The organism is Dyadobacter sp. (assembly GCF_039919315.1).
Classification (GTDB): Bacteria; Bacteroidota; Bacteroidia; order Cytophagales; family Spirosomataceae; genus Dyadobacter.
Window position 1 is genome coordinate 40,554 of the sequence record NZ_JBDSFX010000081.1, and the last position, 25,679, is coordinate 66,232.

At 44.1% G+C, this 25,679-nt stretch carries 23 protein-coding genes; 11 read left to right on the top strand and 12 right to left on the bottom strand.

The genetic code is table 11. From position 1 onward, the window contains the following. Positions 1-31: 31 nt before the first annotated feature. On the bottom strand, positions 32-1,684 hold the full coding sequence (locus ABIO93_RS21985; RefSeq protein WP_348071655.1) for an altronate dehydratase family protein: 1,653 nt from the start codon (positions 1,682-1,684) through the stop codon (positions 32-34). A 156-nt stretch (positions 1,685-1,840) separates the two neighbouring features. On the opposite strand from ABIO93_RS21985, the gene ABIO93_RS21990 reads away from it, so the two are divergent. From ABIO93_RS21990 to ABIO93_RS22005, 4 genes are all read left to right on the top strand, one after another. Then, entirely contained in the window at positions 1,841-2,746 is a 906-nt protein-coding gene (locus ABIO93_RS21990; RefSeq protein WP_348071657.1) for a helix-turn-helix domain-containing protein, read from the top strand. Further along, entirely contained in the window at positions 2,743-4,371 is a 1,629-nt protein-coding gene (gene ade / locus ABIO93_RS21995) for an adenine deaminase (RefSeq protein WP_348071659.1), read from the top strand. The genes ABIO93_RS21990 and ade overlap by 4 nt, the downstream gene beginning before the upstream one ends. Before the next feature lie 159 nt (positions 4,372-4,530). Continuing rightward, a complete protein-coding gene (locus ABIO93_RS22000; RefSeq protein ID WP_348071661.1) occupies positions 4,531-5,112 on the top strand; it encodes a sigma-70 family RNA polymerase sigma factor in 582 nt (193 codons plus the stop codon). Between the two features lie 101 nt (positions 5,113-5,213). Then, on the top strand, positions 5,214-6,485 hold the full coding sequence (locus tag ABIO93_RS22005; protein ID WP_348071663.1) for a replication-associated recombination protein A: 1,272 nt from the start codon (positions 5,214-5,216) through the stop codon (positions 6,483-6,485). On the opposite strand, the gene ABIO93_RS22010 is transcribed toward ABIO93_RS22005, so the two are convergent. Beyond that, positions 6,479-6,715 (bottom strand): hypothetical protein, encoded by a 237-nt coding sequence (locus ABIO93_RS22010; RefSeq protein ID WP_348071665.1) that lies wholly within the window; start codon positions 6,713-6,715, stop codon positions 6,479-6,481. The two genes, ABIO93_RS22005 and ABIO93_RS22010, sit on opposite strands and share 7 nt — an antisense overlap. Before the next feature lie 160 nt (positions 6,716-6,875). Here ABIO93_RS22010 and ABIO93_RS22015 point away from each other — a divergent pair, with 160 nt between their 5' ends. After that, positions 6,876-7,424: a YfbU family protein gene (locus tag ABIO93_RS22015; protein ID WP_348071667.1), complete on the top strand. Its 549-nt coding sequence runs from the start codon at positions 6,876-6,878 to the stop codon at positions 7,422-7,424. A gap of 210 nt (positions 7,425-7,634) precedes the next feature. Here the strand turns inward: ABIO93_RS22015 and ABIO93_RS22020 are convergent, their stop codons facing one another. The 3 genes from ABIO93_RS22020 to ABIO93_RS22030 form a co-directional block, all read right to left on the bottom strand. Continuing rightward, on the bottom strand, positions 7,635-7,829 hold the full coding sequence (locus ABIO93_RS22020) for a hypothetical protein (RefSeq protein ID WP_348071669.1): 195 nt from the start codon (positions 7,827-7,829) through the stop codon (positions 7,635-7,637). Between the two features lie 173 nt (positions 7,830-8,002). Then, entirely contained in the window at positions 8,003-8,503 is a 501-nt protein-coding gene (locus ABIO93_RS22025) for a hypothetical protein (RefSeq protein ID WP_348071671.1), read from the bottom strand. 171 nt (positions 8,504-8,674) lie between these two features. Further along, a complete protein-coding gene (locus tag ABIO93_RS22030; RefSeq protein ID WP_348071673.1) occupies positions 8,675-10,636 on the bottom strand; it encodes a T9SS type A sorting domain-containing protein in 1,962 nt (653 codons plus the stop codon). A gap of 790 nt (positions 10,637-11,426) precedes the next feature. Here ABIO93_RS22030 and ABIO93_RS22035 point away from each other — a divergent pair. Then, positions 11,427-12,065, top strand: coding sequence for a response regulator transcription factor (locus ABIO93_RS22035; RefSeq protein ID WP_348071675.1), 639 nt, complete (start codon positions 11,427-11,429; stop codon positions 12,063-12,065). Between the two features lie 15 nt (positions 12,066-12,080). Here ABIO93_RS22035 and ABIO93_RS22040 read toward each other — a convergent pair whose 3' ends face one another. Continuing rightward, positions 12,081-13,124: an aldo/keto reductase gene (locus ABIO93_RS22040; protein WP_348071677.1), complete on the bottom strand. Its 1,044-nt coding sequence runs from the start codon at positions 13,122-13,124 to the stop codon at positions 12,081-12,083. A gap of 1,143 nt (positions 13,125-14,267) precedes the next feature. On the opposite strand from ABIO93_RS22040, the gene ABIO93_RS22045 reads away from it, so the two are divergent. Beyond that, on the top strand, positions 14,268-14,798 hold the full coding sequence (locus tag ABIO93_RS22045) for a gluconate 2-dehydrogenase subunit 3 family protein (RefSeq protein WP_348071679.1): 531 nt from the start codon (positions 14,268-14,270) through the stop codon (positions 14,796-14,798). Between the two features lie 43 nt (positions 14,799-14,841). Then, positions 14,842-16,581 (top strand): GMC family oxidoreductase, encoded by a 1,740-nt coding sequence (locus tag ABIO93_RS22050; protein WP_348071681.1) that lies wholly within the window; start codon positions 14,842-14,844, stop codon positions 16,579-16,581. 45 nt (positions 16,582-16,626) lie between these two features. Here the strand turns inward: ABIO93_RS22050 and ABIO93_RS22055 are convergent, their stop codons facing one another. Genes ABIO93_RS22055 through ABIO93_RS22065 form a run of 3 tightly spaced genes read right to left on the bottom strand, consistent with a single transcriptional unit; the run spans position 16,627 to position 17,975 of the window. Next, a complete protein-coding gene (locus ABIO93_RS22055) occupies positions 16,627-16,962 on the bottom strand; it encodes a DUF5615 family PIN-like protein (protein WP_348071683.1) in 336 nt (111 codons plus the stop codon). After that, positions 16,962-17,192, bottom strand: a complete 231-nt coding sequence (locus ABIO93_RS22060) for a DUF433 domain-containing protein (RefSeq protein ID WP_348071685.1) — start codon at positions 17,190-17,192, stop codon at positions 16,962-16,964. Before ABIO93_RS22060 ends, ABIO93_RS22055 begins: the two co-directional genes overlap by 1 nt. Positions 17,193-17,225: 33 nt before the next feature. After that, positions 17,226-17,975, bottom strand: coding sequence for a DeoR/GlpR family DNA-binding transcription regulator (locus ABIO93_RS22065; protein WP_348071687.1), 750 nt, complete (start codon positions 17,973-17,975; stop codon positions 17,226-17,228). Positions 17,976-18,051: 76 nt separating this feature from the next. Here ABIO93_RS22065 and ABIO93_RS22070 point away from each other — a divergent pair, with 76 nt between their 5' ends. After that, entirely contained in the window at positions 18,052-19,188 is a 1,137-nt protein-coding gene (locus tag ABIO93_RS22070; RefSeq protein WP_348071689.1) for an MFS transporter, read from the top strand. Between the two features lie 7 nt (positions 19,189-19,195). Here the strand turns inward: ABIO93_RS22070 and ABIO93_RS22075 are convergent, their stop codons facing one another. Then, the gene (locus tag ABIO93_RS22075) at positions 19,196-20,329 is read right to left on the bottom strand and encodes a BamA/TamA family outer membrane protein (protein WP_348071691.1); all 1,134 of its coding nucleotides are present in this window, start codon (positions 20,327-20,329) and stop codon (positions 19,196-19,198) included. A 149-nt stretch (positions 20,330-20,478) separates the two neighbouring features. Between ABIO93_RS22075 and ABIO93_RS22080 the strand changes: the two genes are divergently transcribed. Next, the gene (locus tag ABIO93_RS22080; protein WP_348071693.1) at positions 20,479-22,590 is read left to right on the top strand and encodes an alpha-amylase family protein; all 2,112 of its coding nucleotides are present in this window, start codon (positions 20,479-20,481) and stop codon (positions 22,588-22,590) included. A gap of 25 nt (positions 22,591-22,615) precedes the next feature. Next, positions 22,616-23,095 carry a group II truncated hemoglobin gene (locus ABIO93_RS22085; RefSeq protein ID WP_348071695.1) on the top strand — a complete coding sequence of 160 codons (480 nt, stop codon included), beginning with the start codon at positions 22,616-22,618 and terminating at the stop codon, positions 23,093-23,095. A 15-nt stretch (positions 23,096-23,110) separates the two neighbouring features. Here the strand turns inward: ABIO93_RS22085 and tnpA are convergent, their stop codons facing one another. Together tnpA and ABIO93_RS22095 are read right to left on the bottom strand one after the other, a co-directional pair. After that, positions 23,111-23,572: an IS200/IS605 family transposase gene (gene tnpA, locus ABIO93_RS22090; RefSeq protein ID WP_348071697.1), complete on the bottom strand. Its 462-nt coding sequence runs from the start codon at positions 23,570-23,572 to the stop codon at positions 23,111-23,113. A gap of 355 nt (positions 23,573-23,927) precedes the next feature. After that, positions 23,928-25,679 carry an SMP-30/gluconolactonase/LRE family protein gene (locus tag ABIO93_RS22095; RefSeq protein WP_348071699.1) on the bottom strand — a complete coding sequence of 584 codons (1,752 nt, stop codon included), beginning with the start codon at positions 25,677-25,679 and terminating at the stop codon, positions 23,928-23,930.

Genomic DNA, 25,679 nt, shown 5'->3' on the forward strand with positions numbered 1-25,679 from the left:
CGCGGCTCGGGCCCAGGGTTGAAACCCTGGGTTATAGGGATACGCCTCGTTTCCAGGGGATGAAGTCGTCTTGGCCTAGTTGCTGGGCTTTCGTGAGGTCGCCGCTGGCCACTTTGATCACGTATTCCAGCAAGGCTTCTGCATTCTGCTCGATACTTTGAGTTCCGTCAACGACTGCGCCGCAATCGAAATCGATCACATCCGGCATTCTGTTCGCTAATGCTGTATTGGTAGCAACTTTAGCAACCGGACAAATCGGGTTACCGGTCGGTGTACCCAAACCAGTTGTAAACAGAATGATGTTCGCTCCTGCGGCAGTTTGCCCCGTAGTCGCTTCTACATCATTACCAGGAGTACACACTAGTTGCAGACCGGGATCAGTTGCTCTTTCCGTGTAATTCAAAACATCAGAAATAAATGCATTTCCACCCTTTTTCGCCGCTCCGGCCGATTTAATAGCGTCCGTGATCAGGCCGTCTTTGATATTTCCCGGAGAAGGATTGAAAGCAAATGCAGAACCTACTGCTTCCGCTTTGCCGGCATAGTCCCGCATGAGTTTCTCAAATTTGGCGGCTTTTTCTTCGGTCACGCAACGGTTCAGCAACTCCTGCTCTACTCCGTTCAATTCGGGGAATTCTGCCAGCAATGTTTGTCCGCCCAATCCTACTACAAGGTCCGACAAATGTCCCAGTACCGGGTTAGCTGAAATGCCAGAGAACCCGTCAGAACCGCCACATTTTAGTCCTACGGAAAGTTTAGACAATGGTGCGTCGCTGCGTTCAAACTCATTGACCTTTGTAAGACCCATGAAAGTTTCCTTAATCGCACCCGACATTAACGAGTATTCAGTTCCTTTCTGATGCTCAAAAGCAAAGAATGGTTTGTTGAAATGCGGGTCTCTTTTTTTGATCTCGTCTTCCAGTGTTTTCAATTCTGAATTCTGGCAACCAAGGCTCAAAACCGTAATTCCCGCTACATTCGGGTGAACCGCATATGCTGCGAAAAGAGCGCACAATGTATTCGCGTCCGCTCTCGTACCGCCACAGCCGCCTTCATGTGTAAGGAATTTGATGCCGTCGACATTGGCAAATGGTCGTTCTGGCTTTTTCCTCGCCACCGGGCTTTCAATATATGTTTCGAGGCTTTTGATTTTACGCATATCCCCGGCCTGATATAAATGCAAAAATTCTTTAACCTGCTCGCGGTACATATCCGTTTGCGCATAACCCAGCTCCCGCTCGAAAGCATCCTTCATGATCAGCACATTGCGGTTTTCACAAAATACAAGCGGTACTACCAGCCAGTAATTGTAAGTTCCTACCCTGCCATCTTCCCGATGATATCCCTTGAAGGTCCTGTTTTGCCATTTGCTAACATCAGGCTGCGTATAGGAATAAGGTTGACGGTTTGCAGTGCTATAATCGTGAGAATCGTGTTTCAGATTAAAGGTCGTGATCGGCTCGCCTTTTTTGATCGGCTGGGTAGCCCGGCCTACGAGTACGCCGTACATAATGATGGCGCCACCTGTATCAATGTCTTCGGTAACGAATTTATGTTTTGCCGAAACACCATACTGCAACGCATAATGGTTGCCATCCCATGCCACGTCCGCGCCTGCCGGCAGATCGCGTAAAGCAACAATTACATTATCGGAAGGATGGATTTTTAAAAGCTGGGACGCCATAGTTAACTTCAATGATTTTATTTTAAAAGGATATCCTAAATAGAATATATCAACAAATGAACAGAATTATTTCAATACATCGAACTGGAATAATAGCAAATTTTTCAACTATATTGGCATATATTTCTCATTTGAGCAATAAACGTGTAAATATTTGTGAAACCGCAGCTTCTTAAAGTCCCAAAAGGATTACAAAAATCGTTCAGTATAAGGCAAGACGTGGTGCTTTACTTTTATAACAGGTGGCACTATCATCCTGAATTAGAGCTGATTCACATTGAACAAGGCTCGGGAACCCAGTTTGTTGGTGATAACATTCAGAATTTCCAGAGCGGCGACCTGCTCCTGATTGGCCCTAACCTGCCACATTACTGGCGATGCGATGAAAAATACTTTCAGCGCGAAAGTAAACTCTACGCACAAGCCACGGTCGTTCACTTTTCAGAAGATATTTTTGGAAAAGCATTTCTCGAATTGCCGGAGAATAAAGCGATTTCCGAGCTACTTTTTAAGGCAAAGTTGGGGATGAAACTCTCCGGGGAAGGTACTGAGAAAGTGAAGGAGCTTTTGCGAAACCTGTTGAACCAAACCAGCGGTAACCCGGTCATTTCCCTGCTTCAGATACTGGAAACGCTGGCGCAATGTTCCGAAGTGAAACTGCTGTCCAATACCCAATACCAGCACGAATACGACCAATACGACACAGACCGCATTAACCAGATCTACCAATATTCGATCAGCCATTTTCAGAAAAAAATATCCATTGAAGAGATATCGGAGGTCGCTAATATCAGTCCGCATTCATTTTGCCGGTATTTCAAAAGCCGCAGCAGGAAAACCTATTCTCAATTTTTGCTGGAATTACGTATCGGTCATGCGTGCAAGCTCTTGTCTGAGACCAAGTTGCCCGTCGCGCAAATATGTTTTGAAAGTGGTTTCAACAATTTTGCCAATTTCAATAAATATTTCAAAGTACATACCGGCAAAAGTCCATTGCTTTATCAAAAAGAATTCCGGAAAATCCCGATCAGTCATTTACCCAATCTTTCCCCCGTCGCATGAGAGCCAATATTGTCGATATTATAAAAAAAGTTACCTACGAAGCCGAGTTAAGCATCGAAAATTCGCTGATCAAGGAGGTGAGGCAGCTTGGTCCGGAGAATCCTGCGCTAACTTATATCATGCCCGGGTTCGTGGACGCGCACGTACATATAGAGAGCTCCATGCTCACTCCCGCGCAGTTTGCCCGGCTGGCAGTCGTCCACGGAACGGTCGCTACGGTTTCAGACCCGCATGAGATAGCGAATGTATTGGGTGTGGAAGGTGTGGAATTTATGATTGAGGATGGAAAACGGGTGCCTTTCAAATTTTGCTTCGGTGTACCATCCTGCGTTCCTGCCACTGTTTTTGAAACTGCCGGTGCTACCATTGATGCTGCCCAGGTCGGAGAATTGCTGGCCAAACCTGAAATAGGGTACTTGGCCGAAGTAATGAATTTCCCCGGCGTGTTGCACCAGGATCCTGATATGATGGCTAAAATCGCCTGGGCTAAACATTATAACAAGGTAATAGACGGACATGCACCCGGACTGAGAGGCGAGGATGCGAGAAAGTATGCATCTCATGGCATTACCACCGATCATGAATGCTTTACGTATGATGAGGCCAGAGAAAAGATCGGTTATGGCGTCAAAATCCTGATAAGGGAAGGAAGTGCTGCGCGAAATTTCGCTGCATTGATCCCATTGATTGCGGAGTTCCCGGAACGAATTATGTTTTGCTCCGACGACAAGCACCCCGACAATCTGGTGGAAGGGCACATTAATATACTGGTAAAACGTGCATTGCTGGCAGGTTATGACATTTGGAATATCCTGCTTGCCGCCTGCATTAATCCGGTGTTACATTATTCATTGCCGGTAGGTTTGCTGAAGCCCAATGATCCCGCGGATTTTATCGTCGTTGACAATCTGATTGATCTTAACGTCCTGGAAACCTGGTTAAATGGAGAGCGGGTTGCAAAAGATCAAAAGTCATTGATCCCGGATCTCAGAAGCGTTCGTCCGAATCAGTTTAACTGCCAGCATAAAACCTCCGAGGATTTTAAATATTTAACAAAAAACGATGCTTCCCAAGTAAGGGTAGTCGAAGCATTGGAAGGTCAACTGATAACGAATGAGCTGATTAGCTCTGCCAAATATCAAAATGACGAGCTAGTCGCTGACCCGGACAATGACATTCTGAAAATTGTGGTCGTGAACCGCTATCAAGATGCAAAACCAGCTGTCGCTTTTATTAAGAATTTTGGTCTCAAAAAGGGAGCAATTGCATCTTCCATCGCCCATGATTCGCATAATATTATTGCGGTTGGCTATGATGATGACAGCATTGCCGAAGCGGTTAATCTGGTAATTAGCGTTAAAGGCGGGGTTTCGGCAGTTGGAAATGGGGAAAGGCATTTGCTACCGTTACCCATCGCAGGGCTCATGAGTGATGCCGACGGCTACGAGGTCGCAACATCTTACACCAGGCTCGACAGATTTGTAAAAGATCAGCTAATGTCCACATTGCAATCACCGTATATGACCCTCTCGTTCATGGCATTGCTGGTGATACCTTCATTGAAATTGAGTGATAAAGGGCTTTTTGATGGTAAAGATTTCAAATTTATCTCATTATGTATTTGATTAGTTACATTTTTTTAGAAATTGCATCATTAAACTTTGAAATATAATTTTATGATGAATATATTTTTTAAATACGTTTTTTTATAAATATATTTACAAGTGTAATAATGACCCTTATTAACATACATTCCTAACCCCAATCAAAATCCTTTCCAAACAATGGCTCACCTACGCTACAAGCAAGAAGAAGAACTCTGTTTTTGGGATCAGTTCAGAAAAGGCGATGAAAATGCTTATGCATGCCTGTACCGCTCTTACGTTCACATTCTTTACCAGTATTGTTCACAGTTCACGATTGACAAACCACTGATTAAAGACTGTATTCACGATTTATTTGTTGAATTATGGAGAAACCGAATGACGCTGGGTGACACCACTTCCGTTCGGTTTTATTTGATGGCGTCCATCAAAAGGAAGCTGGTTCGCCATTTAAATGCGCAGCAGAAGCACACGAGCAACGAAGATATACCGGTTGAATACTGGCATATCAACACTCCTTCTCACGAAAACCATCTTATTTCGGAAGAAGAATTCGAAGCAACCAACCAACATTTGAATGTAGCGATCAACGGATTGCCACGCCGCCAGAGAGAAGCCATTTTCCTGAAATTTTATATGAACCTGAACAATCACGAAATCGCTGATTTGATGAAAATCAACATTCAGTCGGTTTATAACCTTGTTTTTGGTGCATTGGGAAATCTAAAAAAACAAATGACGCTGGAAAGGCTAACATTCTAAAACCTTTACCTTACGACATACGATTACAAGCGTGGCGAACTATGCCACGCTTTTTTTGTGTTAGATCACCATATCATTAACAAACAAATAAACCTATCTGAATGACGCTCATGTCCACTCCCCTTGCCGAACGTCTTCGCCCGAGAGTATTGGATGATTTTGTAGGTCAGGAAAAGTTATTGGGAAAGAATGGCCCATTGCGACGCGCGATCTTGCAAAACACCATTCCTTCCATGATTTTTTGGGGACCTCCCGGTGTTGGAAAAACTACATTGGCTTTACTGATCGCTGAAACTACGAAGAGACAATTTTACAACCTCAGCGCGATCAGCTCCGGAGTGAAGGATCTCCGGGAAGTACTGGCACGTCCATCCGGCCTCTTTCCGGCTATTTTATTTATTGATGAAATTCATCGCTATAACAAGAGCCAGCAGGACTCTTTATTGGGTGCGGTTGAAAAAGGGCAAGTTACCCTCATCGGCGCAACTACTGAAAATCCTTCATTTGAGATCAATTCAGCACTTTTGTCCCGCTGTCAGGTTTACATTCTGGAAGCATTCGGAGAAAGTGAATTAAAGGATTTGATCGCCCGCGCATTGTCCAAAGATTCCTGGCTGAAAGAAAAGCACATTACATTCACTTCTTACGATGCGCTCTTGCGGCTGTCTGGCGGTGACGGCCGAAAGCTGCTGAATCTGTTGGAACTGGTCGTTTTAGGAAAAGGCGAAGTGACTGATATTGAAATCAACGACGAATGGGTTACCGAAGTAGCTCAGCAAAATATCGCACGGTACGACAAGTCCGGCGAGCAGCATTACGACATTATTTCTGCGTTTATCAAGTCATTGAGAGGTAGCGACCCGAATGGAGCGGTATACTGGATGGCGAGAATGATTGTTGCTGGTGAAGATCCTTCGTTTATCGCCCGTCGCATGCTGATCATGGCATCAGAAGACATCGGGAATGCTAACCCTACTGCCATGATCATGGCCAATGCTTGTATGCAGGCGGTGAATGTGATAGGTTACCCGGAGTGCCGCATTATCCTCTCGCAGGTAGCCATTTACCTGGCAACTTCGCCGAAAAGCAATGCAAGTTACCTGGCGATCGCTGACGCCATAGAGGCGGCCAAAAATACCGCGCACCTGCCTGTGCCCCTACACCTGCGCAACGCTCCTACGAAGCTTATGAAGCAGATTGGCTACGGCAAGGAATACAAATATTCACATGATTTCGAAGGGAATTTTGCAAAGCAGAACTTCCTTCCGGATGAAATCAAGGGCAGCAAATTGTTTGAACCTGGCTTCAATGCACGCGAAGAAGAAATCCGCAAAAAACTCCAACACTGGTGGGGAGACTGGTACGGTTACTGATCTTTAGCTTTTTTAAGTTTGTCTAAGAATCCGGAAAATGGCAGGCTGGGGGTTTCGTTATCCCTGACGGGCTTTTCCCATTCTTTTGCCAATTTTTTCGAGAGCTTTTCAACATTTTCATCTTTTTCCATCTCCTCTGCCAGTGTAGAAAGTAGCTCTGGATCAGGCACTTCGTTTTCTGACTTGATGGATTTGTTCTGGTGTTCCGTTGAAGAAGGTCGAGTCTTCATGCGATCTGGTTGAAAGGAAAATAAGTATGAAAGAGCATTGAGTTAAAACTTCTGTAAAGATGCGTTTATCAATTGAAAAATTCAGAAAGATTACACACAATTATGCAGGGAAATTGAAATTTATGAAGTTAAATTGCTTAAAAATTGACCTATTAACCTCATGATTCCTGAAAGTATACCTCTGCTAGAAAGACAAATATTAATTAACCAATGCAAGATCCTTTATCTCAACAGCGATGAAAAGGAGCGCGAGATTCTGGAAAGACGCATTGAAATTTTGGAGAAAGGCTACACGGGACTGTATCCGAAAGTTTTCAATACACTATACGACGAGGTACCTATTAGTGTATACAACGAAATTTCGGATATTATGAGAATGTACTCCCGGATCAATGAATCCATCAGGCTCCTTTCTGATTCGGATAAGGAGTTGCTTGATCTTGCTTCTCTGGAATTTGAGGGTTTTGATGCGGACAGCGGGATGTATTACTACATGATGTCGTACCTCGTGGATCGGATGGACGAGCATGGAGAATATAAAGGCAGACAGCTCAAAGCTCACAGCAGTTCCTGTATGATAAAATATGGAAAAATGCTGTCCGTGTTTTCTGATTATGAATCATCAGAAAAACTGGAATACTCCTCTTCTGACTTACAAAAGTTTATTGACTCGGTGGTAGCCATCAATGAGCTTTCCAAAACTGAATAGCTATTCAAAACCGCTAAATAAAAAAACGAGTGATTTTAGCTATAAAAAATATTATTTGTCGGTCAAAAGCGAGAGATATATAAAGAAATGATTAAATTTGTTACTGAAAGCCAGTCAAATGGTTATCAATAACGTTGAGTAAAATCGAACATCCCATGTACTTTGTATACGGGATGTTTTTTTATATCGCAATTATAAATATTTCAAGAATTAGTGAAGTTGCATTTTCCTCAATCTCTCAGCATTCCGCTTTATAAACAGCGTATCACCTACTGAAAAATGTTGCGAGTTGCCCGGCTTCCTCAATTGCAGGATCAACCAGATACCACTACCGGTCGCGCCGATCAGCACAAGTGAGAATATATAAGGAGCGAGCAAATAGATGTTCTGAAGGAGCTGTGTCATGATTTCCAATGTTTAGCCAGGTCTACAATTATCTGACAACATTAGATAAAATAACCGTACCAGCAGCCACTGTGTTATTTAGTGGTAGAACTAATACGTGAACGGTTAAATTTGTGGAATTGAGATAGTTAAATGTAGAAAATAGACCTCTAAATGACCCGGACGATTACCTTCTACAATGTAGCGTTCACCACCTTGATATCACAGCCAACTACCGCGTTGTTTACATATCCCACACTCACACCCGAAATCTTGGTAGATTTCTTGGCTGGAAGCGGCGTTTTTAATGTAATGATCTTGGAAGTAAGGATTGATTGCGTATCAGAGAGGTATTTAAATTCAACCTCTAAATTTTTGATGAGCTTATCGGACGAGTTCTCGATCACCAGACTGTGAATCGCGATCCCACCCACGGAATGCCATTCGTTTTCGAGTACCTTCACTTTCTTCAGTAATGCTTCCTTCTCGCTGCTGACAAAGGAAGTTGACGAGTCGGCCTCTCCGATGATCTTCGTCTGTGACTGGACAACAGCTTTGGGTTTTAGGAAATCAAACTGCTTGTAGTAATAAAGAATGTAGATAAATGCACAAACCGGGACAATGGCGCTGATCCATTTCAATAAGGGGATAAGTATCTTCTTGAATTTGGCCTTTTTGCCTCTTCTTCCTGCCATAGATATTTTGTTAATGTTACTCGAAAGGTGCGAGATTCTGATCTTGACGCAAATATACTACTCGCGGGTACAAATTAACGCTAACTGGATTTATTTGACATACTATAAGATATAAAAAAACAAACCGCTGATGAATCCCAGCGGTTTGCATGTGTATCGTGCAGAACAGGACTATTGCCTTACAAACTTATGAGTGCTTACCGAACCGTTTTGGTGGATCATCTTCAGGACATAAGTGCCAGCAGATAGGTTTCTGGTGCTGATTCCGCTAGATAATGCGTTCGATGATTCGAAAACAGTTTTACCTGTCGCATTGACCACTTTCACCATTTTGATATTACTCCAGTCGGTTAGGTTGATGCTCAGGTTTTCGTTAGCGCTCACTGGATTTGGATATAGGTAGTCGGAGTTCGCGAAATTTACATTTTTGATTTGGCTGTAACTGAATGTTTCGTCCAGGTCAATCATTTTTAGCCGGTAAAGGTTCTGGCCATTCGAAGGCTTGCCGTCAACAAAGCTGTAATATTGCAGGGAAGTACTTTCGTGGTTCGAACTAACGGCGCCAATTTTAGACCAATTTTTACCAGTCAAACTGCGCTCTATCTCGAACCGGTCGCTGTTGGTTTCAGCCGAAGTTGACCAGGTTAATGAGGTTGTTTTACCCTCAGCAGCGGCATCAAATTTTACAAGCGTTACCGGCAAGTTTACTTCAATGGTGATAATAAAAGGTGTAAATGTACTTTGCCCAAATTGGTTGACTGCAAGAACGTCGAAATTGTAAGTACCAGCTTGATTTACTGCCGGATTTCCGGTCAACTGCCCACCCGTACTCAAAGCGAAAGAAGGAGGTAGGCTTCCAGCCAAGGTCCTCGCAGACTGATCAACATTATATAGGCTGTAAGTATGCTGTGCAGGAGTGCTGCAGCCAATACTAAATCCGGCTAAGTCAGGTAAAGTGTTAACTGTTGCCACCAAAATGCTGCTACTTATTGGTATGCCGGCCAAGCCACCCGCGACGCGCCCGCCTGTAAATGCGATCGGAGGGCGTGAGCCAATCTCGTGAATACGAATACTAGTCAATACATCTGCAACCGCAGCCGATGTTATAACGATTCTGTTGTGCGCTGCTCCCGGAGTAAAGGTGATAGTCCTAGCCGTAGTTTGAAAGTCAAGAAGCGTCAATCCTATTAGGTAACTTGAAAGCGCCTGCGGCGTGCCAACAGCGGTAGATCCATTGTAAGCCTGAATGGTGATCCCTGATAACACGGTAAGATCTACAAGGCCCGGAGATGCTGAGAGTGTGGCTACAACCTCATTGCTCGCAGGTGCAGTTTTCGCCATAAAGAACGACTGCGATATACTGGAAGCCGCACCAATGTTACCGTTTTGGAGAATTGAGAAAGTACTTAGATTACCGTCAATCGCGTTAGTTGGATTTTGAATGGCATTGGTTAATGTCAACTGCAAAACCGGATTAGTAACTGTGCCTGACGTGATAGTAAGATCGGGATCTATACCGACGTACGAAAACTCTTGGGCCGCACAATCTGCTAGCACGCTATTTTCATAAGTTAAAACATGGTAAACTTTCAAATTTAGAGTTCCTACTTCTAGAAGGGCTCCTAGCAAACCCTCACTTCCCGCAAAGTCAACCTCGACTTTAATGGTGTTGTAAGCAGCTGACGATGTAACCTGAAAATACAAGTTACCATCTTTATCCCTTACCAAATTCTTCTGAGCTGTTCCTGCGCTTGTAGTTACAATGATAGAGTTACTTTCCAGAAGTCCAAGCAAATTTACCAAGGAACTGAGATCGACGTTCAAACCAGTTTGAGTGGGAGCGTCAATTCTTACAAAAGAATTTTTCCCGGCAGCCACCGAAGTGGGGAGTGTCATTGTGATAGAAGCCTTCGCTGAAATCTTTATAGCACCCAACACGTTAACTCCCTCCGCAGAAATAGTTGCAAAATTTGCATCCGGAGCGCCCGTTACATTGGCGGCGTTGGTGACCGTCCCTACAACGTTGATTGTAGGACCCAAAGGTGGTATTGTGAATGAATCATTAACATGCGCGTTGGTCTGGCTGGACGCATACTCCTGCCCATATGATACAGTACTGAGCAAGAACGCCATGATCATTGCTAAAAAGTGACTTCTATTTGCTTGGAATGTTAGACCTCGGATCAGATGGCTGATAGAACTTTTCATAATAGTAGAGATTTGAGATAAATAAATAATCGTTTAAGTGATATGGGACCGTTTGAAAAATGCTTCGCAAATGCTTATAAAAAACACCTCAACCATTTGTATTTCAAATAGTTAAAAGGACTTACCAAATTCTTATTTCGAGTGAATGGGCAACATTCTTTCCTAACCGACCTTTATATACGTCAGCATTCAGAATTATTCTCTAATTTTATTGTAGAGGTATTTATAAGTCTGTCATGCAACCGAAGAAGTGGGTTGTGACAGCGATTATCATCAGCTATAAATCCAAGTAAAGTTGTTTCGTTTTTGTCGGGTTTTGATTGTAAGATGATCTCGAAAAAAATGTAGTAGTAACTTTATTAAAAGTGCCATTTTCACTCCATAGAATACTACTTGTTACAAATGTATCTATAAATATATCAAAACAAACCCACAAAATATTACTATTAATTACCCCCTAAGAATTAGCGGGTGTAGAACTAATTTTGGCTACACTGCTTTTCGTTTACGATGACGAGATTTACCGTTAAATAGCAATTAGATCCATTTTATAGCCAATACTATTCTTTATTTTGTAAATAATAGTATTGATCAAAGAAAATGCTATATTACTGTTGCGATTTTTTTAGAGTGATGGACACTTTCCCCAAAAACACATTAAGCGCATTAGTTTGAAACGAACCAAACTAGGTGGATAATAGCACAAATTAGTTTTATGAATATAGTTTTAGTCGATGAACACCAGCTTTTAACAGATACGCTACGGAATTTACTACTTCTTATGCCGGAGGTAGATGATGTGGAGACGTATACAGAAGGCAAGGAATTTCTGGCTCTTAGAAGCTTCTCCCCGCCGGATGTATTGATCATGGATCTGATCATGAACGGCGTGAACGGACTTGAACTGCTGGATGTGTGCAAGGCCCGGTTTCCCAAAGAGATGAAGGTGATCATTCTCTCCTCGGTAGTAGATGTTCAGACGATCAAACATACCATGAGACGTGGCGCCAATAGTTTCCTGTCCAAGTCCATGACCTTTCAGGAATTCAAAGAATGCATATTGCAGGTGATTGCCGGCAAGCAATATATCGGAAAAGCGATCAGAGATAATCTCATCAATAGCGTTTTTACCGATGAGCAAATTGTGTTGCACCTCTCTCCCAGAGAAAAAGAGGTGCTCCAAAAGGTGTGCAGCGGCCGTACCATCAAGGAGATCGCATACGACCTGAAACTCAGTGCCCATACCGTCCAATACTACCATCGGAGCGTGATGGACAAACTTAAAGTAAAACGCACCACTGACCTGATCGTCTACGCCATGCAGCATGGGTTGTACATTCCCGAGATGAGGTAATGGCCTAATCCACAACTATCTGAGTTTTCCGTAAAAATCAGGCAATGGATTCAATGCCAAATTATTATGCTGATGCCAGTATGGATAAATCGGTGCCTTGTCGCTTGCAGCATCCAATTTTTGAACTTGTTCCAAAGTGAGGTTCCACCCTATCGCACCCAGGTTTTGTTGCAACTGCTCTTCGTTTCTGGCACCAATGACAATATTGCTGATGGTGGGTCGCTGTAAAAGCCAGTTTAACGCCACCTGCGCTACTGTTTTTTGAGTTTCAGCTGCTATTTCGTCCAACACATCAATCAAATGGTAGAAAAAATCGTCAGGAACAGTGGGACCTTCCCCACCTCCCTGCGCGATGCGCCCATCGGGTGGAATAGGTTGATTGCGTCGGTACTTGCCTCCCAGCCTGCCGGCAGACAATGGGCTCCAAACCAGCGTCCCGATTTTTTGGTCGATGCCCAGCGGCATCAGCTCCCACTCGAACTCCCTGCTTAGCAATGAGTAATGTGCCTGGTGCGCAATATATTTCGCCCAACCGTATCGTTCAGAAACAGAAAGCGACTTCATGAGATGCCAACCTGAAAAATTAGAACAGGCAATGTAACGCACCTTCCCACTTTTTACCAGATCATCGAGCGCGCTCAGAGTCTCTTCCACAGGTGTGTTCCCATCGAAACCATGCATGTGATAAATGTCAATATAATCGGTTTGAAGTCTTCTGAGGCTATCTTCGCAAGATCTGATCAGATGGAAACGCGAGGAACCGAAGTCGTTCGGTTTGTTCCCCATGCTAAAAGTTGCTTTGGTGGATAACAGGATTTTATCCCTCAGGCCGATAATTGCTTTGCCCAGAATTTCCTCCGAAAGGCCCTGCGAATAGACATTAGCAGTATCGAAAAAATTAAGCCCGGCATCCATGCAAAGATTTACCATCCTTGCCGCCTCATCAACCTGCGTATTGCCCCAGGCCTTAAAAAAATCCCCTCCTCCCCCGAAAGTACCAGTCCCAAAGCTTAAAACGGGCACTTTTAATCCTGATCCTCCTAATTGTCTGTATTCCATTTGAATGATTGTTTGCCAGCGAATGCCGTGAGTCGCATAAAATGTATAATTAATTCTACTATCTGTAAGTAAATTTTGTCACCGTTTGTTATATAGTTCTTGCCATTTGATAACTGCTTTTGGAGAAGCAGCGTTTGAATCGTTCATTTAGTCGGTTATACATCAACATCTAAATATAATGGATACCCTATTCTATTACAGTACCTATGCCCCACTGCTTGTCGTTACAGTGTTTATCGTAGCTTCCTCGGCGCGAGAATGCTTTTCCGGCAAAAAAGTCTGCTTCATTAGTCAAAACGGCGTGGAGTCCGATGCGATAATATTAAATATAGAACTTATAAAGCCCAAAGAGGTCGGGTCTTTAGAGAAAATAAAATTTCGGGTGCACGTTCGACCTCATGATAAAAGAAGCTACGTGACGGAATTTGATCAGGCGACAAACAGGATCGTATATCACCATTTGGAGGTCGGCACAAAAATAAGGATCAAGTACGATCCGAAAAGTCCCAAAAACGTCCTGCCTGTCAAAGGCATCAGGCCATTTTCAGGCGCAATAAAAAAGGCCGGGAAAATTTCCCGAGCCCTTTAATTAACACACACCGTGTAACATTTTTCTTGTCACATAGTTTAGACGCATATGGGTGCGTTTCGTCACAAGCATTATTTAGTTAGGTTTATTATGTCGTGATCAGATTGATAAAAATGCCTTCTTGTAAAAGATTAGGATAAAAAAATAGTGTGTTCAAAAAAATATCTTTCCTGAAATTTCAGGAAAGATATTTGCATTATTTACTCAACGTTCCTCTATTACTTAACCTTTAACTTGAAGATCAGACCGAGATCTGATACTTCGCCTTAGCCTCGGTTCAGAATATTAATCAAATGTGCAAATTCCATTTCGATCACAAAGAATGCGATGAGCAAACGGTACGATTCAGTTAATTTATGGAAAAACACCCCCATTTTTGCTGCTTTTGGAGCCCTTTTCGATGGCTGCAAACTTAAATCTGATCACCACAATGTGGGAAAAGGAGTTTCGGCCGTTTTCTTTCTTGTTTAACCGTGCGGTAAGACGGCCGATCATTATTATATTTATAAGTTAAATTGTTACATATTTTATTTCCTGACTTAAATCCTTAATCAATGAACCGTAGAGAAGCAGTTCAAAAAATAACCTTTCTGCTGGGAGGAACGATTTCCGCCCCGCTGATGGCTGGCATAATGGGCGAAAAGCTAAATTTCGGCCCGTCCCTGGCGATTTCTGATCAGCAAGAAGCATTGTTGGCAGACGTTGCAGACGTCATTATTCCCACAACCAGCACCCCTGGCGCCAAAGCTGCCGGTGCAGAAAAATTCATTACCAGGCTCATGCGTGATTGTTACGTACTGGAAGACCAGAAAAAATTCTACTCCGGCCTTGACAAAATCGATGCCCTGGGCAAAGAAGTCTATGGAAAGGGTTTCTCCGCACTGGACGTTACCCAGAAAAACGACATCGTCAAACGCACAACCGTTTCCGATAAGCCATTCTTCCTGCAATTAAAAGGCCTTACTGTGACTGGCTATTTCACGTCTGAGATCGGTGCAACGCAAGCACTGGATTACCTGCCGATCCCCGGCAGATTTGACGGCAGCTGGCCGATGCCCAAAGGCCAGAAAAGCTGGGCGCTATGATCCTAAATGACTTAACCTCAATGAAATAATAACAGTTTTGAAAATGGCGAACTTAAATATAGATGCAGTAAAAGAAATTACCTATGATGCGATCGTGATCGGATCAGGGGTATCGGGCGGCTGGGCAGCCAAAGAACTGACCGAAAAAGGTCTGAAAGTATTAATGCTTGAAAAAGGCAGAAACCTGGAACACGTTACAGGCTATGAAAACGCACTGAAAGCGCCCTGGGAATCGCAATACAATGGCCGACTGACCGTAAAACAAAAAGAAACACATCCATTCCTGTCCAGAGACTACCCGTATAATGAAATGACGGAAAAATACTGGATGAACGATATGGATTCCCCATATGAAGAGAAGAAACGCTTTGACTGGTTCCGTCCCAATATCGTGGGTGGCAAATCCATTATGTGGGGCCGCCAGTCGTATCGTTTGAGCGACATAGATTTTGAAGCCAACCTGAAAGACGGTGTTGCTGTGGATTGGCCCATCCGGTATAAGGATGTTGCGCCATGGTATTCCTATGTTGAGAAACATGTAGGGATATCCGGGGAAAAACTAGGCCTGGCTCAATTACCTGACAGTGATTTTATTGCGCCAATGGATATGTACTTTGTAGAAAAAGAGGTACGTAAGAGACTGGAAAAAGAATTTCCAGGCCGCAATATGACTATTGGCCGCGTTGCCAACTTGTCGCAACCAACTAAAATACAGCTGGATGGAGGGCGTTCTCCATGCCAGTACCGTAACCGCTGCTCGCTGGGATGCCCTTATGGCGCCTATTTCAGTAGCCAGTCCAGCACGCTTCCACCGGCGTTTAAAACAGGTTTGCTTACGCTGCGCCCGGATACAGTTGTAAGAGAAATTATTTACGATGCGAAAAAATCTGGTGGTAATGGAGGAGGAAATGGCCGCGCTACCGGTGTTCGCGTAGTGGATTCGGTGACTTTGCAGGAAAAAGAATATTTCGCAAATCTGATATTTGTTTGTGCCAGTTCGTTGGCCTCTACTGCACTTCTGCTAAATTCTACATCAGAACGTTTTCCAAACGGAATGGGTAATGATTCAGGCGAACTGGGCCATAACCTGATGGATCACCATTTCCGAACAGGAGCAAGTGGTGTATGGGAAGGTGATCTGGACAAGTATTATTTCGGACGTCGTGCCAATGGTATCTACATTCCTCGCTACCGCAATATCGGTTCCGACAAACGCGATTACCTGCGTGGATTCGGATATCAGGGTGGTGGCGGTCGTCAGGGATGGCAGCGTAATGTGGCTGAACTCGCCTTTGGAGCAGATTTCAAAGAAGAACTGACTACACCAGGTGCCTGGACGATGGGTTTTGGCGGTTTTGGTGAAACATTGCCTTACCATGAAAACTACATGTATCTGAGCAAAGAGAAAAAAGATAAATTCGGAATTCCTACCGTTGTTTTCGACGCCGATCTGCGTGAGAATGAGAAAAAAATGCGGAAAGATATGATGAATGACGCTGCCGAAATGCTTGAAAAATCGGGTTTAAAAAATGTAAAAACCCACGACAATGGCTCATACCTTGGAATGGCCATTCACGAAATGGGAACTGCCCGGATGGGGCGCGATCCAAAAACATCGGTATTGAACGGCAACAACCAGCTGCACTCAGTGAAAAACGTATTCGTTACGGACGGCGCTGCAATGACTTCCGCTTCCTGCGTGAATCCATCGCTAACCTACATGGCGCTCACCGCCCGTGCCGTTGATTTCGCAGTGAAAGAATCGAAGAAGAAGAATATCTAATAGTAAAGGAGACTTTCTGGGTTTTGAAAACCTGGAAAGTCTTTTTCAAAAAATCTCCAATAAACCAAATGTTTCAGATTGGTAGAACTGCTCTACGTCAGACCATTTGCTAAATAATATCTCTGCAATATTCTGTGTTGATGAATTTCCGACCCGGAGCAGGACCACTTTGGGAGGAAAGCCGTTCAAGTGAGACAAATCCTGAAAATCCTCATCAAAAGAAACTAGTACAAAACCTTTCTTCTTCGCAAAATTCCAGATATCCAAATCTGAGGCAGGTTGCGTTAGCCCGATGCGGCTAACGTGTAAACTTTGAGGGGCAAGCGTGCTGATTTTCTTTAATATTCTGTAAGAGATGTTTTCATCGAAAAGAAATTTCATTAGGCCGTTACGAGGATTTTAGTGTTTTCTTCACGATTGGCAGCAAATGCAAGCGCCGCTAATATATCTTCTTTGGTCAGGGCAGGAAAATCTTCAATCACTTCCTCATAGGTCATTCCACTAGCAAGCCAGCCCAAAATATCCCAAACAGCTATTCTGGTACCGGTAATACAAGGTTTACCGAAACGAATTTCATGATTGATATTAATCCTTTGCTGCCAGCTTTGCATAATTCCTTTTCGTTTTATTCAAATTTACAATTTTCACAGAATTTTCACGCCCAGCCTTTTAAAACCCTCGAACTTTTTGTCATTTGCGTCGACTTCCGTGACGATATAGTCCAGGCTTTCGATCGGACATACACGGTACGATTCAAATGTTCCCACTTTTTCGAAAGTGCTCAATGCGACTGCCATTCCGGAATGTGCCAGCATCGTCTGTTTCAACTCAGCCTCTTCATGGAAACTGGCCGTAACACCCTTATCCGTGTCAAGCGCACAGATCCCCATCATATACAGGTCAGCCTGAAAGTTCTCTACCATTTTGACCGCCTGCAATCCCACGATTGTCTCAGATTCCTTGAAGTAAGTCCCGCCCAGAATGATCAGTTTGATACCACTATAAGCCGAAAGTGCGGGAATAATGGCCGTATTATTGGTAATGACCGTCAATGTAATATCAGTTGGTAACAGGGAAACCAGCGTAAATACCGAAGTCCCTCCATCCAGAAAAATAGTCTGCCCGCTTTTTACCAGGGATTGCGCCTTTAATGCAATGACTTCCTTGTCATCCTTCAAATACCCGATCCTTTCTTTGAAACTGAGCGGATTATGAGATCGAGGAATAGCCCCTCCTCTGATTTTAAGAAGTAAGCCACTATTACTCAATGCATCAATATCCCGCCTGACTGTATCTTCCGATACATCCAGCTCGCTGCTTAGCTGCGCGAAACCGACTTCATTTGCATCGCGCAGTCTTTCCAGGATGTACGCAAATCGCTTTTCCTTAACCATTCTAATTTATTATTTTGCAATTTTATGCAAATTTGCATTTATTTGCAAATCAGTTAGTAGTAATGTATTTGAAAGCATGGACGAGAAATTAAAAATAAGCGCCGCACGCAGGGCCACACTACTCATTTTTCTGGTCTGCGGGATCGGACTATCCAGCTGGGCGCCTATGGTTCCTTTTGCCAAGATAAAACTTGGTCTCAATGATGCTGATCTTGGTGTCGTATTGCTTTCATTAGGCGCGGGCGCCATATTTACGATGCCCGTGACAGGTTTGCTGATCAACAAATATGGAAGCCGTCGCATGGCACTCATTTCAGCACTGATCATTGCATCTACATTACCGCTACTGCTGATGGCGCCTACTTCCTACCTGCTAGCCGTTGCACTATTTATATTCGGCGCGGGCATTGGTTCTGTGGACGTAGCCATGAATGCACAAGCGGTACTCGTGCAGGAGCGCCATGGAAGTCATATCATGTCGTCATTTCACGGACTGTTCAGCGTAGGCGGCTTGCTTGGTTCCATCGGTTTGGGTTTTCTGATCAAAGCCGGATTATCTCCTACGGTCGCGGCGGTCAGTATTTCAGGTTTATTGGTTTTAATCACCGTAACACAGTTCAAATACCTGCTTCCACATGCCGAGGAGGCCAAAATGGATAATACCAACTTTGTGCTACCAAAGGGTGCTGTACTGGTTTTGGGTTTAATGTGCTTTATATTGTTTCTGGCAGAAGGCTCATTACTGGACTGGAGCGCAGTGTTTTTACAGTTTTCAAGAGATTTTGATCCGTCACTTTCCGGCGTAGGCTATGCTGCATTTTCGGTAGCCATGGCGGTTATGCGACTTACCGGAGATGGCCTCATTCATCGTTTGGGGTCGGCAAAAGTGGTATTTTACGGCACATTACTGGCTGGTTCAGGATTCCTGATAGCTGTACTAACTCCCTGGGCAGCAGCTGCTATCATCGGGTTCGTGCTGGTAGGCCTTGGTGCAGCCAATGTTGTTCCTGTATTCTTCTCGGCAGCAGGCAGCATACCGAATGTGCCGCCCAGTATCGCGCTATCAGCCGTCACCATTTTGGGATATTCAGGACAGCTCGCAGGTCCCGCATTGATTGGAATCATAGCGGAATTCACTTCTCTTTCTCTCGCGCTGGGTCTGGTTGGCGCGCTGCTATTTGTCGTCGCATTCACGTACAGGCACAGGGAATAAATTTAAATCAGAATGCCTCTCCCGTAAATAAATAGAACCCCGGCCCATCCTTCGTAAAACCGACATCCAATCTTAAAAAGATATCCTTTTTCGGAAATAACAGGTATCTCAACCCGACACCACCCGATGGCCGAACGTGTTTAAATGTAAATGCATTGATTTTCGGTGCGACTACAGCGGTGCCTGCAAACACTACTGCGCCAAAGCGTTTGCTAAATCCAAAAGGCAACCAGCGATGCTCTACCTGGGTAGCGATCATGTTTTTGTCCCGGTACCTGCCGTAATAGTAACCCCGCATAATCATTTCCCCGCCCATCAGCGCGAGTTGGTTAAACGGGACATTGCCTGAATAGAAGTTACCATATACCTGCCATGCGAGCACATTCCGCACGCTCACGGGATGTGAGGATCTTACATCCAGATTAATTCCCTGAAAATTAAAGTCACTACCCAGCTGAGGGCTGTATTTCAGAAAAGAAATTTCACCAAAAAACCCTTTCCTGACATTCAACACATTGTGACGATCATCATAGACCAATGCTGCTCCCAGCCCGATGTTGCGGGTCCCGTCGCTACCCAACGGCTTGTCGTAAGTGTGATTATCAGGCTGCTTGAATGCGGTATTATATAATTGCTGATAATCAACTTCGGGGCCAATGAAGAGATTAGGCCTTATTTTTCTTAAAACCCGCTGGCGTAGCAGTAAGTAATTGGCGTCGATCAATGCGGGATCTTTTTCCGGTGTTTCCGGGCCGATACCATAATAGAGCAGCGGAAATCTCTGAAACCTGGTCCTTCCGAGAAAAAACCATTTGTCCTTATCCCCATAAATCGCATTGTCAAACCATAGCCCATATTGCCCTTCGAGTGTAATGAATGTGAAAGCAGCGACTTCGCTCAACCGGTTCAATGTGTCTTTTTTGGCTTGAAAAATCAATAGCGATGATAGCCCGAACTCAAAACTGGTTTCAGGAGAGTAACCCAACGTGGGGTAAATGCGGAAGCTAGGCTCACCCGGTGCGGTAGTGTCAGAAATGGTCTTGTTAACAAAACGCCTGAACCAGCTTTCCTGCGCGCTCGCGATGTCGCTCATGCCCAAACTACCCATTGTGAAAAGAAACAGTATCAGTTTGTTCTTCAAATTGCTGTATATTTTGATGGCGAAGTGTTGATGACGTAACGTTTATTAAAAAATTGAGCCAGTAATAATTGGAGTCCTGAAAGCCTTTAATTCATTCAGTAGAACCCGAATGCTTACTCACTTTCCCCTTAAACGACATTTACTCCATCATGAAAAAATTATCTGCACTGATTTGCCTTCTGATTTTTACCCAAAACGTGATGGCTCAAAAACCTGTCGGAAAAGATTTGTGGTGGAAAAGGAATAATCTCCGGGTTATTCAAATGAACCTGCCTTCCTATGAAGGCGCGACGATTAATGCAGACTCCATTGTGACTGACCTTATTCATTTTTCAGCGAATACGTTGCTGATTAATGCAGGCGGCATCATGGCTTTCTATCCTTCCAAGCTCGATTTTCATTATATCAATCCGTATATGAGGCCGGGCGTGCTGGCTGACATTGTTAAAAAATGCCACGAAAATGATATCAAAGTAATTGTTCGTTTTGATTTCAGCCGGGTGCATGAAAGTATCTATAACGCTCATCCCGACTGGTGCTATATCTCTCCAAAAGGTGAGCGCATCATTAATACCGATATGTATGTAGTATCGATTAATGCGCCCTACGTGCAGGAAAAAGCATTCAGGATCATCGAAGAGGTGATTGAACAATTTCCGATAGACGGAATTTTTCTCAATATGCCCGGGTACCAGGTCAATAATCCATACGAAGGCAAGTACCACGGTATTGATCAGAATGATTATGATAAAAAACGGTTCGCGGAATTTTCAGGAGGACAAATACTTCCGACTGAGGAAAATAAAGCAGATCCTTTATTTCAAAAATATTTGGAATTCAAAAAAAATACCATTGAGGACTGGTCGGAACGTTTGCATAAGCTGGTTAAATCTAAAAACGACCAAATTGCGATCTGTACCTATTCGGATAAATTCGTTGACATTATCAGGCACGAGTCGCAAAGCATGACCACATTACCCTACTGGCCTTATACTGCTTCTGATAATGTAGGTAATGCGGTCAATTCGTTTCCAAACCACATTAACAGCAATGCGAGCATTCAGCAGATCTCATTCCAATCGCGTTACAATGCCGTCGAACCTCAGGAAGTTCAGATCCGGCTTTATGAGAACATTGCGAATGGTTCCGGGCTGGATATGAGCATGATGGGCGACATGCGGGGCTATGAAGACGAGCGCAATTACGAGGTTTTCAGAAAAGTTTATGCATTTCACAAGAAGCATGAACCCTATTTTGGCAAGTATAAATCTGTGGCGAAAATTGCCATTATAGCACCGGGAGCCTGGCCAAACGGAGAGCCCATGCAGGAGTACCGCGGTATTCAACTCATGCTAAGAGAGGCGCACATTCCTTTTGACATCATTGAAGACGGCCAGATCGACAACCTGACTGACAAAGTGAAAGCCTACAAGCTGCTGATACTTCCTGAAATTACATATTTGAAACCCGAGGCCATTGACGTCCTGAAAGAAGCCAGCAAACTAGGTACCCATCTCATAGCCACCAGCAGAAGCCTCTTCGACAATCCGGAAACATTGTATCAATTGTTTGGCGCGAAGATTGAAAAGAAAGATAATGATGGGGCTGGAAACTATCTGGTACCTGATAACCGTCAGATTTTTAAAAGCTTTCCAGGACAATCTATGCTTTTCTGGAAATTCAACCTGGGGTTATATGATCTCAGTGATACCGACGCAAAGTACCTTCCCATATTGGCCAAAGGTCGCCCCGGGCCTCCAGAGATCATCGGTGGTCACGAACCGACCGGCTTTTACGGAATGGGCATTAAAAATCATGCAAAAAGCAAAGCATTCATTTTTCCGATGAGCCTTGGGCGCATTTACTATATGCATGGCTACCAAGAGCATAAAAATCTACTGCTGGACGCGATCAACTACATTTTACCAGATGCTTCACAAACGATTCAAACCAATGCCCCGGCAAGAGTTGAAACGATTTTAAAGGAATTTACCCGTAATACCGTCATTAATAAAGAGAAGACTGCGAGCGATGGAATGATCCTGCACCTGGTGAATCTGACGGGTTTTAGCGGCAACACTTATTTTGAGCCTTTACCACTTTACAAACTCAAATTCAGGGTACGTTCCGAAAAGCAGCCGAAAAAGATATTTGGCTTAACTAACGGACAACCAGTGAAATTCACTTACAAAGGCGGATATATTGACTTAGAAATACCAAAGCTCGAAGGATTTGAAGGTATCGTAATGGATTGGAATTAAAGCTATTAAAAACAAAGACATTGTCATGAAAAATGATCAGATCAAAATTCCTAGCCTATATGAATGGGCGGGAGGTATGCCGGTATTCGAAAAGCTGACCGACCTGTTTTACAAAAAAGTATTGTCGGACGAACTTCTGGAACCTGTTTTCAAGCATATGTCCCGCGAACATCAGCTGCACGTTGCGCATTTTATTGCAGAAGTTTTCGGAGGCCCTGAAATGTACAGTACCAGCGAAGGAAGTCATTTTAAAATGATTCAAAAGCATTTGTCCAAGCACCTGACAGAGCAACATCGCCAGCGCTGGGTTTCGCTGCTACTGCAAACGGTTGATGAAATAGATTTACCCGCCGACCCCGAATTCCGGTCCGCCTTTGTAGCCTACATTGAATGGGGCACCCGCATCGCTGTGATCAATTCCAATGTGGACGATTTGTCCATGAACCCCGATGAGCCCATGCCAAAATGGGGCTGGGGCGTACCGGGTGGGCCTTATTTGGGGTAAATTATCATTGCTCAATCAAACTAGCTCCTCAAATATATTTTTTTCGTCAAAATCAACTTCCCACTCTTTCAGCATGTCCATGTATTCGGCCCTGAATTGAATGTTTTGATGGTACTGATCCTGGTTAATGAAGTATTTGACCTGACGATCAATGCCCGACAGGCTGATTGAAAAAGCACCATAGCCGCTTTGCCAATGAAATTTGACAGGTGTAAATTTATTTTTGTTAATAAATTCCGAACTGTCCCCTTTCACCAACCTCATGAATTCAGCAACAGCCTGTGTAACATTATAACCGACCAACATATGCACATGATCCGGCATTGAATTGATTGCCATCAATTTGTGCCCGTTATTATGAGTAATTCCGGTAATGTATTTATGAAGGGATTCCTGCCAGTCCGCCGAAATAGCAGCATTTTTAAATTTTACAGCGAATACAAAATGAATGTAGCATTGCGAATAGATACCGTCCATTAGAAGTTACATTTAAATGGTTAATATCATTTAGACGTAGGCAAAACAAAATGGTCACATGCGGCGACAATATATGCAACGATGGTGGCATCAACAATAACAACATCCATTTTGGTAGCAACAGGTAGCCCCCACGGGGCATAAACAATAACGATACCCATTTTTAACAACAGGTAACCCCTACGGGGCATTAACATTAATGATTTCCATTTTTCTAGTAACAGGTAGCCGCTCTGCGGCATTGCTTTGCCGCAGAGCGGCTACCTATTGCTAGAAAAATGGTTGGTCAAAATTGTTAAATGCCCCGGAGGGGCTACCCTATTCCCAAACGTCATTTTGCAAACGCGCCGTTGATTTACAATTTTGGCGCATCGGGTTTATTGGGTACATCCCAGTTATTAGCCCCTTTTGCCTTCAATTTTCGGCAATAAACCTTATCGTTCGCGGTCACATAAAGAATGTCAAAGTCTTTCCCACCGAAGGCCACATTGGAAGCGGCCCCGTTTGGTGTGGGCAGGATTGAGTTGACACGCCCTGTCTGATCAAGTACCTGTATGCCAGCGCGTGTAGCTACATATATACGGCCATCGCGGTCGCAGGTAATGCCGTCGGCCCAGGCATTTTCCTCAGTATCACGAACATGCAGCCACCCGAATTTTTGTTTGTTGGTCAATGTTCCGTCGGGTTTGATCTGATATGACCATACCCAATGTGAAGTCGATTCAGTCACATACAAAAGTGTTTGGTCGGGAGACAGTGCTGCGCCGTTGGCGTAAAGGATTCCCTGGTCTGCAATGACTTTTTCACCACTAGGTTTGATCAAATAAATAATACTCGGCTTTTCCTTGCCGTCAGGAGACGTCACGTAAATGTTGCCACTGGCCGAAATAGTCAGATCATTTCCTGAGATTTCTTTGACAATGTCTTGCTTTTTGTTTTGGGCATCATATCGGGCGATCGAAAGTGATTTTTTAGCAACTTCCAACCGGTTTCCGTTTTTATCAAATTCCGTCCCACTGGCATTCTGCGAATCTTCGTTGACAATAACTGGCTTGCCATCGGCACCCACTTTATAGGTTTTGGAGTTGGGAATATCCTGGTAAAAAACTTCTCCCGCCTGATTAGCGGTGGGGCCTTCCGTGAATTTGTAGCCCTCTCCTACCAGTTTCCATTCTTCCCCCGGAAGCAATATCGTTGAAAGTACCTGGTTTTGTGAAGCCCCGGATTTAACAGCCTCGGGCCATCCTTTCCATAAAAACCGCATCGCTTCGGGAAACAATGCGGTTCCCTGCTTACCATTGTGCCCGCCTTCTCCCCATTGATGCGTCACTTCATATCCTGCAAATGTCAATGCCCGTAACATCGTCTGGTTGGCCATCCACCAGTCGCCGGCATAAATATTGAGATCGTTGGCTCCATCCTGCATATAAATTCGGATCGGTTTGGGCTCATATTTCCTTACCAATATGGGGTAGCGATCGGCGCCGCGCAGGCCTACATACGTGCCTATCGCACTATACACACGGGTAAATGCGTCCGGGCGCTCCCATGCGGCTGTGAATGCGCACACGGCCCCACTGCTTGATCCTCCGATGGCGCGGTCATTGCCACTTTTGGATAAACGAATGGCCCGCCCGTCGCTGGTTTTCTGCTTTTCAACCTCTGGTAATATTTCATCGAGTATAAACTTCGCGTAGGCATCCCCCAGTCCGTCAAATTCAAAACTGCGGTTGAAACGGTCATTTGCCTCCGCTGGATTGGCGGCTTTTACGCGGCCGTGCATCACGAAAACACCGATCGTTACCGGCATTTCATTTTTATGAATGAGGTTATCAAATACTACCGGAGCATTCCATTGGATCCCGTCCTGGTTAACATATACGCACGCTGGCTTGTCAGCTTTGTATTGCGCAGGCACATATACCCAGTATTCGCGCCAGGTACCCGGGAATATTTTGGACTGATCAAATGTAAATTTCAAAACCTCACCTTTCGGTACGCCGGCCTGTTCCGCAGAAGCAGGATCGACCGGGTAAGTTTCGGTAGGGGCCTGAGCGGCAACCACGTGAACAAAAAGGCAAAATGCGATCAGTAAAATATTTTTCAT

Excerpts from the sequence above, each read along its gene's own strand:
- ABIO93_RS22030 (WP_348071673.1), bottom strand. The coding sequence starts at position 10,636 with ATGGCGTTCTTGCTCAGTACTGTATCATATGGGCAGGAGTATGCGTCC.
- ABIO93_RS22000 (WP_348071661.1), top strand. The coding sequence starts at position 4,531 with ATGGCTCACCTACGCTACAAGCAAGAAGAAGAACTCTGTTTTTGGGAT.
- ABIO93_RS22080 (WP_348071693.1), top strand. The coding sequence starts at position 20,479 with ATGAAAAAATTATCTGCACTGATTTGCCTTCTGATTTTTACCCAAAAC.
- ade (WP_348071659.1), top strand. The coding sequence starts at position 2,743 with ATGAGAGCCAATATTGTCGATATTATAAAAAAAGTTACCTACGAAGCC.
- ABIO93_RS22025 (WP_348071671.1), bottom strand. The coding sequence starts at position 8,503 with ATGGCAGGAAGAAGAGGCAAAAAGGCCAAATTCAAGAAGATACTTATC.
- ABIO93_RS22060 (WP_348071685.1), bottom strand. The coding sequence starts at position 17,192 with ATGCAAAGCTGGCAGCAAAGGATTAATATCAATCATGAAATTCGTTTC.
- ABIO93_RS22065 (WP_348071687.1), bottom strand. The coding sequence starts at position 17,975 with ATGGTTAAGGAAAAGCGATTTGCGTACATCCTGGAAAGACTGCGCGAT.
- ABIO93_RS22055 (WP_348071683.1), bottom strand. The coding sequence starts at position 16,962 with ATGAAATTTCTTTTCGATGAAAACATCTCTTACAGAATATTAAAGAAA.
- tnpA (WP_348071697.1), bottom strand. The coding sequence starts at position 23,572 with ATGGACGGTATCTATTCGCAATGCTACATTCATTTTGTATTCGCTGTA.
- ABIO93_RS22035 (WP_348071675.1), top strand. The coding sequence starts at position 11,427 with ATGAATATAGTTTTAGTCGATGAACACCAGCTTTTAACAGATACGCTA.
- ABIO93_RS22070 (WP_348071689.1), top strand. The coding sequence starts at position 18,052 with ATGGACGAGAAATTAAAAATAAGCGCCGCACGCAGGGCCACACTACTC.
- ABIO93_RS22095 (WP_348071699.1), bottom strand. The coding sequence starts at position 25,679 with ATGAAAAATATTTTACTGATCGCATTTTGCCTTTTTGTTCACGTGGTT.
- ABIO93_RS22020 (WP_348071669.1), bottom strand. The coding sequence starts at position 7,829 with ATGACACAGCTCCTTCAGAACATCTATTTGCTCGCTCCTTATATATTC.
- ABIO93_RS22005 (WP_348071663.1), top strand. The coding sequence starts at position 5,214 with ATGACGCTCATGTCCACTCCCCTTGCCGAACGTCTTCGCCCGAGAGTA.
- ABIO93_RS21985 (WP_348071655.1), bottom strand. The coding sequence starts at position 1,684 with ATGGCGTCCCAGCTTTTAAAAATCCATCCTTCCGATAATGTAATTGTT.
- ABIO93_RS22015 (WP_348071667.1), top strand. The coding sequence starts at position 6,876 with ATGATTCCTGAAAGTATACCTCTGCTAGAAAGACAAATATTAATTAAC.
- ABIO93_RS22010 (WP_348071665.1), bottom strand. The coding sequence starts at position 6,715 with ATGAAGACTCGACCTTCTTCAACGGAACACCAGAACAAATCCATCAAG.
- ABIO93_RS22050 (WP_348071681.1), top strand. The coding sequence starts at position 14,842 with ATGGCGAACTTAAATATAGATGCAGTAAAAGAAATTACCTATGATGCG.
- ABIO93_RS22085 (WP_348071695.1), top strand. The coding sequence starts at position 22,616 with ATGAAAAATGATCAGATCAAAATTCCTAGCCTATATGAATGGGCGGGA.
- ABIO93_RS22040 (WP_348071677.1), bottom strand. The coding sequence starts at position 13,124 with ATGGAATACAGACAATTAGGAGGATCAGGATTAAAAGTGCCCGTTTTA.
- ABIO93_RS22045 (WP_348071679.1), top strand. The coding sequence starts at position 14,268 with ATGAACCGTAGAGAAGCAGTTCAAAAAATAACCTTTCTGCTGGGAGGA.